Origin of the sequence: Streptomyces sp. NPDC048057 (assembly GCF_040653095.1) — a bacterium.
Classification (GTDB): Bacteria; Actinomycetota; Actinomycetes; order Streptomycetales; family Streptomycetaceae; genus Streptomyces.
This window is the reverse complement of sequence record NZ_JBEZNF010000020.1, coordinates 149,524-164,424: the sequence shown is the minus strand read 5'-3', so window position 1 is coordinate 164,424 and position 14,901 is coordinate 149,524. Positions and strand designations below refer to the sequence as shown.

Here is a 14,901-nt window from a genome sequence, read left to right as displayed (position 1 = left end):
GGAGCGGCCTCCACGGCGGCACTGTCAGGGCGTACGGGCGCGGCTCAGCGTGCGGTCAGCGCCGCGCGCTCCAGGCCCAGTTCCCGGGCGAGCGCCTCGTCGGCCCACTCCAGCATCGCGGCCCGGGACAGCGAGCCGGCGTACGACGTCATCTGGACGGCCAGGCCGTCCAGGAAGGCCGTGAGCCGCCAGGCCGCCGCCGCGGGGTCCGGGCAGGGGAACTCGCCCTTCGCCGCCCCCTCGGCGATGACTTCGGTGAGTGCGGCCTTCCACTGCTGGTCGAGATCGCGGGCGACCTCGCGCAGCGCCGGATCGCGCAGCGCCACCGCCCAGCTCTCGATCCACAGCCGCCAGCCCTTGGCCGTGCCGGTCGGCGCGTACCAGCGGACCGCGGCCCGCAGCCGGCGCAGTGCCGACGTGCGCCGCCCCAACAGCTTGCGCAGATGGGCCAGGTCGCCGTCCGCGGCGTGCGCGAAGGCCGCCGCGACCAGCTTCTCCTTGGTGGAGAAGTGGTACAGCACCAGCGCGTTGCTCACCCCCAGAGACGTGGCCACGTCGGCGATCCGCACGGCGGCCACGCCGCGCTGCTCGATCTGCTCGACCGCCGCCCCCAGCAGTTCCTCGCGCCGTTCCGCCACGCTCAACCGGACTCTTGCCACAACCTCAGCCTACACAGCGGATCTTGGCTTCCTGCCCGCGCCGTGACGGCCGTCTTCCCCTTCCACCGCGGGCCGTGCCGAGCTGATCACCCGTACCAGCCGAATCGTTCGGTTATCAGCGGCAGCCGGTCGTCGACGATCGCGTGCGCGGCAGCCCGTGGAGTCGTGCCGTCCGTCTCGGCCCGGGTCAGCATCCGCCCGACCAGATCGCGCATGGAGCGGCGGGTGTGTGCGAAGGCCGCGTCCGCGTCCGCTTCGACGTCGCCGAAGAGGGTCCACCACCACCAGGCGTTCGTCCCCGAGTTGACGACGACGTCCGGCAGCACGGTCACACCGCGGTGCGCCAACAACTCCTCCGCCTCCGGCAGCACCGGCATGTTGGCGGCCTCCACGATCCACCGCGCGGTGATCGACGCCTGGTTGGCCACGTCGATCGCGTACGAGACCGCGGCGGGCACCAGCACCTCGGCGTCCGTCGACAGCCAGGCGTCGCCCGCCAGCTCCTGGTCGTCGGGGCGCAGCGCCCCGCGGTCGACCGTGCCGTACGCGTCGCGGGCCGCGAGCAGCGCCTCGACGTCCAGCCCCCGCGGGTTGAAGACGGTGCCCTTCACGTCGGCGACGGCCACCACGCGCAGCCCGGCCCGGGACAGGAACCGCGCGGTGGCGCCGCCCATGGTCCCGAACCCCTGGACGCACACCCGCGCGCCCTCCTGGGGCACTCCCGCCCGGTCCAGCGCGACCAGCACCGACTCCGCGACCCCGCAGCCGCCGACCAGCTCGTCCAGGCCGATGCCGTCGACCTCGACGGCGAACGCCGCCGCGAGCCGGCGCCGGGCCGCGTCCTCGTCGTCGAGCAGGCGGTAGACCGCCTGGACCGTGGAGACGAGCCCGGCCTCGGCCGCCGCGCGGTCCACCACGTCCTGGGTGAGCCCCAGGTCCTCGCCGGTGGTCCACACGGCTTCGACGTACGGGCGCATCGCCCGCAGGTACCGCACGAGCACGCCGTAGGCGGCCGGGTCCCGCGGGTCGCAGTCGATGCCGCCCTTGGCGCCGCCCAGCGGTATGTACTTCCCGGCGGGCCCGTCCGGGTTGTAGTGCAGGGCCTCCTTCATCGTCATGCCCCGGGCGAGGCCGGCGACCTCGGCGAGCGAGCAGCCCTCGCGCATCCGTAGTCCGCCGCTGGCGACGCCCCGGACGAGCCGGTCGACGACCAGATGGCCCTGACGGCCGGTGACGTGGTCGGTCCAGGTGAGCGACAGCGAGGGGGCGGTCATGGCGAGGGGCTCCTGGGAGGGCGGGCGCGAGGCCGGTGAGAGTGCCGGCCACCGTACGTGACCGAGGAGGGGTGCGGGCGGCCGGGGTACCGGGCGGATACAACCACTCCGTCGAGTGTCCCGTCGTACTGAATCATCGTTCAGTATCGAAGGTCGGTCGCCGCGGTGTCAACGCGATGGTCGCCAGGGGTGTGGGGCCGGCGGGCGCCCCGTCGTGGCCTGTGGTGGCGCGGGTCGGGCGGGGCTGCGGTCGCACCGCGGGGCGCGCTCAGGAACTCCCGTCGCCGTCCCGGCGTTGACCCGAACGCGGCGGCGCCGCAACCAGAGGGGCGGGCGCCCGGGCGGACGATTCTCACTCCGCACTGTCGTACCACCCGTCCATAATGAAAAGACCCCCATCTCCAGGAGGTGCCGTGACCGGAGCCGGATCACCCCACTCGCCGAGGTCCCGGCTGCGCGCCCTGCGCGCGGCGGCCTTCGGCGCCGATCCCACCGGTGCTCGGCTGGAGCGCATCCGCCGCTCGCCGAACTTCGCCGACGGCTCCTTCCAGAATCCCGTGGGAGCCCGGACCAGGCCGTCCGGCGCCTCCACCGGCGCCATCGCGAAGTCGTACCTCGACGCGGAGTCCCGCGCCCGCAGGGCACCCACCGGCCCCGTGCCCCTGCACCGCGACGTCCGCACCGACCTGGCCAAGCCGCCCTCAAGCGGACTGCGCCTCACCTGGATGGGCCACTCCGGCGTCCTGGTCGAGATCGACGGCCGCCGACTCCTCTTCGACCCGGTCTGGGGCGACCGCTGCTCGCCCTTCGCCTTCGTCGGCCCCAAGCGGCTGCACCCCGTGCCGGTGCGGCTCGCCGCGCTCGGCCCGCTGGACGCCGTCGTCATCTCGCACGACCACTACGACCACCTGGACCTGCCCACCATCAAGGCGCTCGCCACCACCGGCACGGTCTTCGCCGTCCCCCTCGGAGTCGGCGCCCACCTGGAGCGCTGGGGCGTCACCCCGGACCAGCTGCGCGAGCTGGACTGGCAGGAGTCGACCGACGTCGCCGGCATCCGGCTGACCGCGACGCCCGCCCGGCACTTCTGCGGCCGTGGCCTGCGCAACCAGCAGCACGCGCTCTGGGCCTCCTGGTCCGTCGCCGGCCCCGAGCACCGCGTCTTCCACAGCGGGGACACGGGGTACTTCCCCGGCTTCCGCGACATCGGCGCCGAGCACGGCCCCTTCGACGCCACCATGATCCAGATCGGTGCCTACAGCGAGCACTGGCCCGACATCCACATGACCCCAGGCGAGGGCGTCCGCGCCCATCTCGACCTCCAGGCCGGCGCCCCGTCCCACGGCGTGATGCTGCCGATCCACTGGGCGACGTTCAACCTGGCCCCGCACCCCTGGGCGGAGCCCGGGGAGCTCACGATGTGGGAGACGCACAAGGCCGGGGTGACCATGGCCGCGCCCCGCCCCGGGCAGCCGTTCGAGCCGGCCCGTACGCCCGCGGTGGACCCGTGGTGGCGCGCGATCGCCCGCGCCCCGGCCGACGGCTGGCCCGCCTGGCCGACGGTGGGCGAGCTGGACCTGGTCACCGAGGTCTGAGGTGCGGCTGAGGTGAAGTAGGGCGTACGGCGGCGGGCCGTCCTGCCGCGTCCGTCGCGGGGGTCACCGGCACGTCCGCCGACCCCGTTGCGTACCACCCGAACGGATTCGGGCTGGGGTGCGAGACCTCATACCAGAGCGGGACGAATGGCGGGCAAGTTTCACAACTGCCCGTCGCGGCCGACCGTCCGACGACTACCGTGTGTTGCCGGTGATCAACAACGCGCAGTCATCTCGCGGGCGGTGGAACGCCGTTGGACCGACGAGCGGGACCGGGTCATCACACGCAGTACCCAAGGGCGGCACGCCGGTCCCTGGGACCCCACGCACCGAGGACATTGATGTCTCAACTACGCGTACCCGCCGCACGGCCCGATCACCGGGAGGGCGGGCGCCACGGCCGGCAGACGGGCAGGCCGGTGTCGCCGGCGGGCCGCATGCGCGCCGGGCCGCCCTCCGACACCCGGCTCAGACCGCGACTGCTGCGGACGGCCGTGCTCCCGACCCTCGCCGCGGCGCTGACCGGCGCGACGGCGGTGGCCTTCACCGTGCAGACCACCGGCCACCAGCCCTCCCCCGTCCTCTGGGCCGTGCTCGCCGCCTACGCCGTCACGGCCGCCGCCTCCGTCGCCGCCGCGGCCCTCGGCGCCGACCGGCTCGCGACCGCGGTACTGGACCGCGCCACCACCCTCCGCCGCCGCGCCGAACGCGACCAGACGGAACTCGCGGCCGTCGTCGAGGGGATCCGCCGCGGCGACGGCCCCCCGCCGCTGCGCACCGCCCGCGCCACCGCGGGCCCGCCCCCGGCCGACGAGTTCGAACGGCTCGCCCGGGAGCTGGGGCGCTTCCAGGACTCGGCGATCGCCGCCGTCGTCCAAGCCTCCCGGCTCTCCAGCAGCGTCGGCAACGAACAGAAGGTCGAGGTCTTCGTCAACCTCGCCCGTCGCCTCCAGTCCCTGGTGCACCGCGAGATCCAGCTCCTGGACGACCTGGAGAACGAGGTCGAGGACCCCGACCTGCTCAAGGGGCTCTTCCACGTCGACCACCTCGCCACCCGCATCCGCCGCCACGCGGAGAACCTCGCCGTGCTCGGCGGCGCCGTCTCCCGACGGCAGTGGTCCCACCCGGTCACCATGACCGAAGTGCTCCGGTCCGCCATCGCGGAGGTCGAGCAGTACCCCCGGGTCAAGCTGGTCCCCCCGATCGACGGCACCCTGCGCGGCCACGCCGTCGCCGACGTGATCCACCTGCTCGCCGAACTCGTCGAGAACGCCACCCTGTTCTCCGCCCCGCACACCCAAGTGCTGCTGCGCGCCCAGTACGTCACCGCCGGACTCGCCGTCGAGGTCGAGGACCGCGGCCTCGGCATGCCGGCCGCCGAGCAGTCCCGGATGAACGCCCTGCTCGCCGACCCCGACCAGGTGAACGTCGCCCACCTCCTCCAGGACGGCCGCATCGGGCTGTTCGTGGTCTCCGCACTGGCCCGTCGCCACGGCATCGCCGTCCGCCTTCAGAACAACATCTACGGCGGGGTGCAGGCCGTGCTCGTCCTGCCGCAGGGCCTCCTCGGCTCCGACCCCGAGGGCCTGGCCGGCGGGGTCATCGCCGCCACCCAGTCGGGACGCACCCGCCGGGCCAAGAGCCACCTCGCGCCCGGTCGGCCGGACGCGGTGCACACTCCGCGCGCCACCCCCGCGCACGCCGCCGCCGCGGTTGCAGACCACCACCCCCACCGGGGCACCCCGGCCGACACCGGCCCCGTCGGCGGACACGACGTCGGCGCCGACCCGCACCCCGTCGCTCCCGAAGACGTCCCCCACACCGGCCCCGTCCCGCACCCCGCCGTACACCCCCCGCACCCCCGCGGCCCGCTGCCCGTACGCACCGAGCACCCGCTGCGCCCCACGCCCGCCGCCGCCCTGCCCGGCGCCGGACACCGGCTGCGCACCGAGGAGCCCGACGACCCGCATTCGGCCCCCACGCCCCACGGGTACGTCCCGCAGCGCGCCGCACCGCCGCTGACGCCCCCGCTCGACGCGGACACCGCCCTGCTCCGCCCCCAACTGCCCAGGCGGCGCGTCCAGGAGCACATCGTGCCCCAGCTGCGGACCCCGCCGCCGCCCCGCCGCGAAGACGAACACGCCGTGCACGACCCCGGCCTGATGGCCGCCTTCCGGCGCGGCTTCGGACTGGCCGAAACCGCCGAACCCCACCCGCGGTACGAGCAGTCGCACCCCGCGCACCCCTCACAGCTGTCGCACACCTCGCACGCCCCCGACGCGGCGCCCGGAGCCCCACGGCGCCACGACACCACCAGCAAGGAGTAGATGCACCATGGCGAGCGACGTGCCCAACGGCTCCGTTCCCGATCTCGACTGGCTCCTCGGCGGCCTGGTCCAACGCGTTCCGTACACCCTGAACGCGGTCCTGCTCTCCTCCGACGGCCTGGTGAAGTCCGTCCACGGCCTCGACTCCGACAGCGCCGACCACATGGCGGCCCTCGCCTCCGGCCTCTACTCCCTCGGCCGCAGCGCCGGAGCGCGCTTCGGCGACGGCGGAGAGGTGCGCCAGGTCGTCGTGGAACTGGACTCCACCCTGCTGTTCGTCTCCACCGCGGGCTCCGGCACCTGCCTCGCCGTGCTCGCGGGCCGCGAGGCCGACGCCGCCGTCCTCGGCTACGAGATGGCGATGCTGGTCAAGAGCGTACGGCCGTACCTCGTCACCCCCGCCAGGAAGCAGGCAGGGGTCGCCGGCGCCGTGGGACAGTGACGTGCCCGTACCTCTCGACGGCCCCCTGCTCGACGACGCGGCGGGCCGGCTGATCCGCCCGTACACCGTCAGCGGCGGACGCACCCGTGCCACCGCGGCCCTGGATCTGCTCACCCTGGTGCGGGCCACCGGCGACGTGCCCCGCAGCCCGCTGGGGCCCGAGCACGCCCAGGCGCTCTCGCTCTGCCGCGCCCCGGTGTCGGTCGCCGAGGTCTCGGCCCATCTGCGCCTGCCCGCGGCCGTCACCAAGGTCCTGCTCTCCGACCTCGTGGAGTGCGGAGCGGTCACCGCACGGGCCCCGCGCCACCACGACAACCCCGCCGACATCCCCTTGCTGGAGGCAGTGCTCGATGGTTTACGACGACGGCTGTGACCCCGACGGACCCCGGGAACCAGGCCCCCCGAACTGGTCGGCGCCCGGCGGCGACCCGTTCCCCACCGCCCTGAAGATCCTCGTCGCGGGCGGCTTCGGAGTCGGCAAGACGACCTTCGTGGGGGCGGTCAGCGAGATCGAGCCGTTGAGCACGGAGGAGTTGCTCACCCAGGCAGGGGTGGCGACCGACCACCTCGACGGCGTCGAGACCAAGACCACCACCACCGTCGCCATGGACTTCGGCCGTATCACCCTCGACGAACGCCACGTCCTCTACCTCTTCGGCACCCCCGGCCAGGAGCGGTTCTGGTTCATGTGGGACGAGTTGTGCGAGGGCGCGCTCGGCGCGGTCGTGCTCGCGGACACCAGACGGCTGGCGGACTCCTTCTCCGCCGTCGACTTCTTCGAGGCCCGCGGCATCCAGTTCGCCATCGCCGTCAACGAGTTCGACGGTGCCTACCGCTACGAGCCCGACGAGGTCCGCTCGGCCATAGACCTCCGGCCCGGGGTGCCCGTCGTCCTGTGCGACGCCCGGATCGCCAGCTCCGGCATCGGCACCCTCGTCACGCTCGTGCAACACCTGCTGAACACCGCCGCCACCCCGGCCCCAGCGCCGAACCACGGAGCGCCGTCGTGAGGTACGACCCGACCACCAACCTGCTGCTGACCCCCGTCGACCGGGAAGCCCTCGCACGGGGCAAGCGGCTGCGCACGCTCGGCTTCTGGGACTGCGCCGACCCCGTCTTCGACGACTTCGCCAAGCGGCTGGCCGAAGCCTTCGAAGCACCGTACTCGCTCGTCAACTTCATCGACGAGAACCGCCAGTTCTTCGCCGGGCTGCACACCCCGACCGGGGACCACAGGGGTCGGGACCTGGGCGCCACGGCCGCCGCGGCGGCCTCCGCCGGCGCCGCCGACCGCATCATGGGCCGGGACCGCGGCTACTGCCCGCACGTCGTGGTCCGCCGCAAGGCGCTGGTGCTGGAGGACGTTTGCGACTACCCGCGCTTCGCCGGGAACCCGGTGGTGGACGAGATCGGGGTCCGCTCCTACCTCGGCGCCCCACTGATCGACCGCACCGGTACGGCCCTCGGCACGATCTGCGTCTGCGACACCGAGCCGAGGGCGTGGGGGCGCGCCGGCCTGGAGTCCATCAAGGCGATGGCGGGGGAACTCGTGGAGGAGATCCACCGTCGGGAGGACGGTTTCCTCTGAGGAACCGACCCGATCCACCAGCCACGCCTTAGCCGCGGCGCTCCGGCACGTCCACGGACGAATCCCGAACGATCGACTCGCCCCCGTCTCCCTTGCCCCGAGCCCCGGCCTGCCCGGCACCCGGCGTCCAACGCGTCGCCCTGTGCCGCGCCCTGCTACACGTACCGCCGGTGCTGCTGACGGATGGGCCCTGGGGCGCGTTCGACGCGCTGGCCCAGGAGCGGATGAACACCGAACTGCACCGTATCCGGCGGGAGGCCGTCACCACCGTGTTGCTGATGACGCACTCCGTCGCGGGGGTGCGCCACCTCGCCAACGCCGGGGGCGGCTGGGCGCTGACGGGCGGTTGTCGGTGCCGCGTCGTACCGTCGTCCCATGGCCACAGCCGATGACGTCCGCAGGATCGCGCTCTCGCTGCCCAAGGCAGTGGAGAAGCTGGCCTGGGGCATGCCGACCTTCCGGGTGGACGGCGGAGGACGCGTCTTCGCCTCCCTCGACGACGACGATCAGTCGATGGGGGTGAGGTGCCCGAAGGAAGAGCGGACGGAACTGATCGCCGCGGAGCCGGAGAAGTTCTTCCTCCGCCCCGGCCACGACGACAACTACGCCTGGCTGCGGGTGCGTCTGTCGGCGCTGGACGACGAGGACGAGCTGACCGCGATCCTCCACGACGCATGGCGCCAAGCGGCCCCGCGCCGCCTCCTCGCGGACCACCCGAACCTCGGGGCCGCACCCCCCGCCTGAGGGCGGTCGCGCGCGGGGCGCGGGGAGGGGGGACGGCCGGAAAGCGGTTCGTGACCACCGCCACGAGTGCGGTATGGTTCTCATGCACGTTCACCGAGGGGAAACCCCAGGTCAGACGGGCAACGGGACGTGGCGCAGCTTGGTAGCGCACTTGACTGGGGGTCAAGGGGTCGCAGGTTCAAATCCTGTCGTCCCGACTTGTGTTTTCGCAGGTCGCAGGCGGTATCGGAGTAATCCGGTGCCGCCTTTCTGGTGTTCTTGGGGACCACATGGTCTAGCGGCGGCTTCCGAGGCGGGCTGGACGGCGCGGCTGAGAGGCTTGTGGACGGGGTGGACCTGGCCCTGGTCTGCGGGCCGCGATGGAGCAGGCCCGACGCAACGGCGCCGCGCTCGGCACACCGTACGGACCGGGCGCGCAGGGGAACTCGCCGGACACGTCACCGCGGTCTCCAGCGAATCCTGATCATGCACTCAGAGGTGATCGGGATCGTAGCGGCCCGCACACGTTGGCCCACCTTCCGCCCACGTGCTCCTGCTCCATCGCGTGGAGAGGGAGGTTTCCTCAACGAGAGTTCATGAAGCGTTGTGCTCAGCGCGCTCCTGGCTTGTCCGGCAGTCGTACGACGGCGGTGCTGGTCTCGGACTCGCCGAACACCCAGCCCGCAACAAGTGAACAGCCGACGGCTTCCAGGGCCTCGGGGCCCGGCCAGTAGTCAGTGCCGACGTGGAAACCACCCTCGGAACGCGCGTCGTCCTCAGTGACGCAGAGCATGCGGAGATGGTCCCGAAGGGCAAGATGTGTGACCGCGCTCAGCCTTTCTTCCCAGGGCTCGGCGGCGGAGCGCGCGTACGTCATGTCGCTGATCGACACCAGATGTTCGGGCCCGCGCTCGGTGAACGTGGCGGCCCGCATCGCATCGGTGAGCGTGCCATCGGTGGTGACGCGCAGCAGCACGGTCAGCCAGCAGTTCAGTTCCTGCGACTTCTCGTTGGTCAGCTCGACCCCATGGCGGTCCAGGAGCGGTCCCAGCTCCGCGCCGTGCACCAGCACTTCACCGTCTTCATTGACCGAGCCGACGGTCCGCAGGTCGGCGACGAAGACGTCGTCGAACAGTCGGGGTCCCTTGTGCCCGCCCTCGCCCCACGGTCCGGTCCCTGCCACGAGCTCGGCGTCGAAGCAGAACAGCGACTCACTCAGGTCGAACCGCCACGCCCAAGGGGAGAAAGGGTACTCACCGTCATCCGGATCTGGCAGCTGCCTCGGCTCCCGAGACGTCAGCGCGTCAGGGGTGGCCCAGTGATTGGGGAACAGGCCCTCGTCGAAGGGGGCGTAGTACACCCCGTATCGGGCAGCCGGTTCGACGGCCGGCTGTCCGCCGAGCAGCATCTCGAAGGCACTGACCAGCGCGGCATCCCACCCGCCAAGGTCAGTCGTCGTGACTGTCTTGGGCATCACGATGAGCGCTCCTTCGATGTTGTGCAGTGTGGGGTTGACGCAAGGCGCTCCTGGCCGGGCACGAGGCCGGCACCGAAGCGTACCGGGCCCTCCTTGCTCGGACACGGCCGTCGACGAAGATGCTCCAGGCCGCCGAGCGCGCCGGCGCGATCCGCCAGAAGGCGTTGGCGCAGCTCGCGGACATCCGCCGCGAGGACGGTATGCCGACGGACCCCGAGGACGAAGCCATCGCCCCACCGCATGCTGGAGGCGTACTGCCAGCACTACGAACGGATCGCCGCCGAACGCGACGCACCCGCTATCGGGCCCGAGGTCGCCGACCAGCGGCGGGCCTGGTCCGAGCGGCAGCAGCTGACCGGACACGGCCCGACCTGACTGCTCAAGTTCGCCACCGAGGGGGAACTCAACGCAATCGCCAAGAGTCTCCGGCACGAGGAAACGGATGAGGAGATCACGCGGGCCACCTTCGAGCGCGCGGCCGTGAAGTGGTGGATGACCGCGCAGGGTCATGACCTCAACGAGGAGGACGTTCAGCCATGGTGTCCGCCGACCCGCGGGTCGGCGTCACCATCGGACGACAACGCGCGCCCTGGCCGGACTCGTCCCGGAGCGGCATCATGCGGTCCATGAGGCGATGCGCGGAACGCTGACCATGAACCCCCTCGCGGTGGGCACCTCGGAGGGCACCGGGCCGGACGCCCTGCGCGAACTCGCCGTCGCCTCCGCCGGAGTCACCATTGGGTACCGCGTCGTCGACGCCCGGGTCGAGGCCCGCGTGGGCTGGGTCCTCGGCTGGCCCTGACGCGGCTGCTTCAGGGTGGGAAACCACGCGAGCAGGTGCTGGACTGGCGCAACTGCGCCGCCGCCGACCACCAGGTCGTCCACGACCACATCGCCCGGTGCGGCGAGCACTCCGCGCAGCGCCTGTTCACCAGGCTGTTCGTCGCGACCGTGCAGCGCCGTTCGGGCCTCGGCCGCCTGGACCTCGGCCACACCCCGTGGGGGCAGGCGTGAGCGGCGTCGACCTGGCCCGGCTCCGCATCGGTCGTTCCGGTTGGGCCTGTGAAGACTCGGGAGGGCGCGACGGCCGGCTACCACCGTGCTCCTGCTGCCCACCGAGTGGTCGCTCCGCCCCGCCAGGAGGACCCGGCCCTGACCGCCGTCGTCGTGCGGCAGGAGTAGGCCTGCCTCGAACTCGCTGCCTCCGCTTTCCCCGGCGTCGAGCAGGACCAGGAGGGCGCGGTGCCGACGTCGCTTGAGGACGTCTGGCTCTGTCCGCCACCCGCCCCTTGGGTCGTTGTCACGGGCAGCAGATACCTTGCAGCTCAGCACGGAACCAAGGCAGGCGGCAGGAAGAGGAGCGGCAATGGTCGTCGAGGTGGGGTACGCGCAGGCGTGGGACCTGGAGACTTGTGCGCCCTGGCGACCGATGTCCGCCGAGGAGGCCCGGAAGCGGGATGCCGCCGGGCTTCTGTACGTGGTGGTGTACCGGGAGCCGGGTCGGAAGGCACCGCTGGAAGTCCGGCTGGTCTCCTGGCGGGACCACTACGTCGGGCTGTGGGTCTACGACGCCCAGGGCCGCCGCACCTACGATCTGGACATGCGGCTGCTGGACGATCCAGCGCGGCTGCTGCGCCGGCACTCCGTCGGCTGGTACTACACAGGCCCGGAGATGGCGGAGTTCGACGAGGCGTGCCCACGCATCACCGTGGACCTCTTCCCGGACGGGAGGGGCCGACGAACGGAGGAGCGTCAGGGGCAGGGCGGGGGTTCCTACGCCACCTCGCCCGGACTCCAGGACGACGAGCGTTGGATGGACCGCCCCGCCTTCGGGGAGTGGCCGCTGCTCTCGGCCCAGGTACACGGGCTCACTGAGCCGCTGGCCTTCGAGGCGGCTGAGGTGGCCGAGGCAGCCGAGCCAGGTGACGGAGGCGCCCCTGCCACCTGCTGGCGTCCGCCGCGCCCCGCGCAGCCCGGGCCGATCAACGAGTTGTTCCGACCTGGGGCGCGCGTGACCGACGGGTACCACCCCGAGATGACCGTCGTGGAGCCGCGCCGGGTCGGCACCCTGCGCGTGCCCAGCGGGCTGCTGGCCGTCTCCGGCCCGGACGTCGACCGTGGCGACGGGCCGCGTATTGCGGTCCCTGTCCCGCCCGGGGAGTACGTACTCGACGAGGCGCAGGTCCGCTACAGCTACCAGTGCGAGTGGCGGGACGCCGAGGTCACCACCACGGAACCCACGGCCGTCCGCCTTCTCGTCAGCGAGACCCCCGCCGCGACCTGGGAGATGGCCCTCTGTCCGGACGACGATCCCCGGCTGTTCGTCGAAGAGCAGATAGCCGGCTTCGACACCGACGGCGCCACCGGCTGCTTCGCCGATGCCGGGTCCTGGGATCCACTCGTCGCGCTCTTCGAGCGAGGGCTGATCCAGGGGGAGTCGGACCTGGACGGGTACAAGGGCATCGACGACGGTTCCCTGTTCATGCAGCGCACCTGGGACGAGGCGTCCGGCGGCGAGCTCATGGCCTTCGCGACGACCGGGGACGGTACCTACCCGGTGTGGGTCGGCCGTTCCGAGGCCGGTGAGGTAACCGGCGTCGTGGTGCTGGTGGACGGGATGCCCGAGCTGCTCCCGGAGCGGGACGGAAACCCCACCGATGCGGCTGTGTAGGCAGGGTCCTGCCTACGGGCGCAGTCGCCAGCCGGGTGGCAGCTGGTGGCGATCGGGGCAGCAGGGTTCACCACGCTCGGCGCCTGGAGGCCGGGGTACACGTACCCATCACGGTCAGCGGTGAGTGCCTCCCGAACTCGGGTTCTGGCTCAGTTTCCGTGGGCGCATGCCTCCGCCTCTGCCAGGTACCGAGCCACCGGCCCCAGGGTCAGCATTCCGCTCGCCCCGCCCGCGTGTTCGGCGCGGGCAGCGCGCAGGGCTGTTGCCGCGCGGGCGGCGATCGGGCGCTCGTCGAGGCGGGCGGCGGCGTGGGCTGTCAGGCACCAGAGTGCCTCCTGCATGTGGTCAAGTGGTGGTTCGGGCGTCGTGGTGAGGGCGGTACGGGCCTCCTCGTCCTGGCTGCGGGCGAGCAGCACCAAGGGGCGCGTCCAGGGGCGGTAGGGGCCCCAGTCGAGCGCGGGATCGGTGGGCGCGGGACGGTCGTGCAGGAGGCGGAGGCCCATCAGGGCGAGCGCGAACAGGCCGCGATGCAGCCCGGGCATGCCCGCCGTATCGGCGAGGGAGTGCTCGGCGGCGCGATACTGCGCCGCGGCCGTGGCGGCGGTCGGCCCGCCCGGTTCGGTGCTGCGGGCGGCCGTGACCCTGGCCCGGTACCAGCCGGTGAGCACGGGGACGAGAGGTGCCTCGGTGCTGACGGCGAGTTGCTCGGCGGCCTCGGCGTGTGCGGCCGCGGTGTCGAGGTCGCCGAGAGCTGAGGCGGACTGCAAGCGGATGAGCCGGCCGAGTACGACGAAGTCCGGCAGCTCGTGCCGGTTGGCCAGGTCCAGGACCTCGGCGCCGATCACGTCCCGTGCCGCCGCGAGCCCGGGTCGGGTGAAGGACTGGAGGAACACGCCGTTGAGGGCGAACGCCAGCAAGGCCGGATCGCCCAGCTCCCGGGCCAGCGCCTCGGCCTCGCGCGACGCCTGCCCGGCGCGCCTTTGCTCGGTCGGGGACAGATCGGCGCTGCGGCTCTCGACCGCGACGGTGGCCAGCAGACGGGCGCGCAGTTGGGCGGGGCCGTCGGTGCCCAGCGCGGTGAGTGTGCGCTCGGCCGCCGCGACGACGGCGCGGGACTGCTCGGGGTCGTCGGCGCGGCTCCAGAGGGCGGGCACGTCGTAGGCGCCGATGACGCGGGCGGTCAGGGTGATGTCTCCGGTGCGCTCCGCCGCCTCGACGGCGGCGAGGCGGTCGCGCCGCGAGTGGATGAGGGCGTCACCCCCCGCCAGGGCCAGGGTGCGGGCCAGTTCGACGGTGGTGCGCGGGCCGAGTCGTACGCCTGCGGTCCACACGGTGTGTGGGGGCTGGAGGGTCGCAGCTCCGCGGAGAATGTCCGTCTCCAGGTGCCGGAGGTCGGCACCGGGGTCGAGCCCGAGTTGGTCCGCGAGCATCGTGCGGGCGCGGCGGAGGGTGGCCAGTGCGTCCGCCTGACGGCCTGCCCGGTGCAGCGCGCGGGCCAGCAGCCCCCAGGCCGGCTCACGCCAGGGGTGTTCGGTGACGTGGGCGCCCAGCTCGGCGACCAGTTCGGCTCCTGAACCGGAGTCGAGGAGGAGGCGGGCGCGCAGTTCCACCCCCTCCAGCCTCAGCTCCTCCAGCCGAGCCCGTTCGCTCTGGGCCCACGCGGAGCCGGTCACGTCGGCGTAGGCGGGGCCGCGCCAGGTCGCGAGGGCCGCGTCGAGGTCGGTCAGCGCATCGGGGGTGTGCCGGGCGCGGGCCAGGGCGTCCTCGAACCGGTGGACGTCCACGGTGTCGCGCGGCAGGCGCAGCGCGTAGCCGGGTCCTTCCGTGACGAGGACGCGCGGCGGGGTGCGGGGCGGCCGGTCGGGTTCGATGGCACGGCGCAGCGCGGCGACGAACGTGTGCAACGCACCCACGGCCCGCACCGGTGGCTCGGCCCACAGGTCGTCCACGAGGGTGTCGGTGGGGACCATCCGTCCCCCGGCGGCGACAAGCCGGGCGAGTACCTCGCGGTGGCGGGGCCCGCCCAGGTTGACCGGGGTGCCGTCGTCGTGGAGGGCACGCACGGCACCGAGTACGTCGATTCGCATGCCCTCCATCTTGCGTCGCGCGGGTCTGTGGCGTCGCAGCGTACTGATCGGCTGCTGA

Annotated in this window: 15 protein-coding genes, 1 tRNA gene and 1 pseudogene; 13 read left to right on the top strand and 4 right to left on the bottom strand. The window is 72.8% G+C overall.

All coding sequences use genetic code 11. From position 1 onward, the window contains the following. Positions 1-44: 44 nt before the first annotated feature. Together AB0E05_RS23920 and AB0E05_RS23915 are read right to left on the bottom strand one after the other, a co-directional pair. Positions 45-659, bottom strand: a complete 615-nt coding sequence (locus tag AB0E05_RS23920; RefSeq protein ID WP_361966753.1) for a TetR/AcrR family transcriptional regulator — start codon at positions 657-659, stop codon at positions 45-47. Between the two features lie 86 nt (positions 660-745). Next, positions 746-1,933 (bottom strand): Glu/Leu/Phe/Val dehydrogenase dimerization domain-containing protein, encoded by a 1,188-nt coding sequence (locus AB0E05_RS23915; RefSeq protein WP_361966750.1) that lies wholly within the window; start codon positions 1,931-1,933, stop codon positions 746-748. Positions 1,934-2,346: 413 nt separating this feature from the next. On the opposite strand from AB0E05_RS23915, the gene AB0E05_RS23910 reads away from it, so the two are divergent. The 9 genes and pseudogenes from AB0E05_RS23910 (at position 2,347) to AB0E05_RS23870 (ending at position 8,826) form a co-directional block, all read left to right on the top strand. Next, complete coding sequence (locus AB0E05_RS23910) at positions 2,347-3,528, top strand: MBL fold metallo-hydrolase (RefSeq protein ID WP_361966747.1); 1,182 nt, start codon at positions 2,347-2,349, stop codon at positions 3,526-3,528. A 341-nt stretch (positions 3,529-3,869) separates the two neighbouring features. Continuing rightward, complete coding sequence (locus AB0E05_RS23905; RefSeq protein WP_361966745.1) at positions 3,870-5,855, top strand: ATP-binding protein; 1,986 nt, start codon at positions 3,870-3,872, stop codon at positions 5,853-5,855. A 7-nt stretch (positions 5,856-5,862) separates the two neighbouring features. Further along, a complete protein-coding gene (locus tag AB0E05_RS23900) occupies positions 5,863-6,297 on the top strand; it encodes a roadblock/LC7 domain-containing protein (RefSeq protein ID WP_361966743.1) in 435 nt (144 codons plus the stop codon). Position 6,298: 1 nt separating this feature from the next. Beyond that, complete coding sequence (locus AB0E05_RS23895) at positions 6,299-6,670, top strand: DUF742 domain-containing protein (RefSeq protein WP_361966741.1); 372 nt, start codon at positions 6,299-6,301, stop codon at positions 6,668-6,670. After that, entirely contained in the window at positions 6,648-7,307 is a 660-nt protein-coding gene (locus tag AB0E05_RS23890) for an ATP/GTP-binding protein (protein WP_361966739.1), read from the top strand. Before AB0E05_RS23895 ends, AB0E05_RS23890 begins: the two co-directional genes overlap by 23 nt. Then, positions 7,304-7,885: a GAF domain-containing protein gene (locus AB0E05_RS23885; protein WP_361966737.1), complete on the top strand. Its 582-nt coding sequence runs from the start codon at positions 7,304-7,306 to the stop codon at positions 7,883-7,885. Before AB0E05_RS23890 ends, AB0E05_RS23885 begins: the two co-directional genes overlap by 4 nt. 116 nt (positions 7,886-8,001) lie before the next feature. Beyond that, a pseudogene (locus tag AB0E05_RS23880) lies at positions 8,002-8,202 on the top strand (ABC transporter ATP-binding protein); the annotation flags it as partial. A 58-nt stretch (positions 8,203-8,260) separates the two neighbouring features. Next, a complete protein-coding gene (locus AB0E05_RS23875) occupies positions 8,261-8,629 on the top strand; it encodes an MmcQ/YjbR family DNA-binding protein (protein ID WP_361966735.1) in 369 nt (122 codons plus the stop codon). A 123-nt stretch (positions 8,630-8,752) separates the two neighbouring features. Continuing rightward, positions 8,753-8,826, top strand: a tRNA-Pro gene (locus tag AB0E05_RS23870). A gap of 392 nt (positions 8,827-9,218) precedes the next feature. Here the strand turns inward: AB0E05_RS23870 and AB0E05_RS23865 are convergent. Next, positions 9,219-10,082, bottom strand: coding sequence for a hypothetical protein (locus AB0E05_RS23865; protein ID WP_361966733.1), 864 nt, complete (start codon positions 10,080-10,082; stop codon positions 9,219-9,221). Between the two features lie 243 nt (positions 10,083-10,325). Here AB0E05_RS23865 and AB0E05_RS23860 point away from each other — a divergent pair, with 243 nt between their 5' ends. The 4 genes from AB0E05_RS23860 to AB0E05_RS23845 all read left to right on the top strand — a co-directional run bounded on the left by AB0E05_RS23860 (position 10,326) and on the right by AB0E05_RS23845 (position 12,756). After that, a complete protein-coding gene (locus tag AB0E05_RS23860) occupies positions 10,326-10,460 on the top strand; it encodes a hypothetical protein (RefSeq protein WP_361966731.1) in 135 nt (44 codons plus the stop codon). Between the two features lie 259 nt (positions 10,461-10,719). After that, the gene (locus tag AB0E05_RS23855; RefSeq protein ID WP_361966729.1) at positions 10,720-10,887 is read left to right on the top strand and encodes a hypothetical protein; all 168 of its coding nucleotides are present in this window, start codon (positions 10,720-10,722) and stop codon (positions 10,885-10,887) included. A 35-nt stretch (positions 10,888-10,922) separates the two neighbouring features. Then, the gene (locus AB0E05_RS23850) at positions 10,923-11,099 is read left to right on the top strand and encodes a hypothetical protein (protein WP_361966727.1); all 177 of its coding nucleotides are present in this window, start codon (positions 10,923-10,925) and stop codon (positions 11,097-11,099) included. A gap of 352 nt (positions 11,100-11,451) precedes the next feature. Then, the gene (locus AB0E05_RS23845) at positions 11,452-12,756 is read left to right on the top strand and encodes a DUF4241 domain-containing protein (protein WP_361966724.1); all 1,305 of its coding nucleotides are present in this window, start codon (positions 11,452-11,454) and stop codon (positions 12,754-12,756) included. A 149-nt stretch (positions 12,757-12,905) separates the two neighbouring features. Here the strand turns inward: AB0E05_RS23845 and AB0E05_RS23840 are convergent, their stop codons facing one another. Next, a complete protein-coding gene (locus tag AB0E05_RS23840) occupies positions 12,906-14,843 on the bottom strand; it encodes an AfsR/SARP family transcriptional regulator (RefSeq protein ID WP_361966722.1) in 1,938 nt (645 codons plus the stop codon). Positions 14,844-14,901 lie beyond the last annotated feature (58 nt).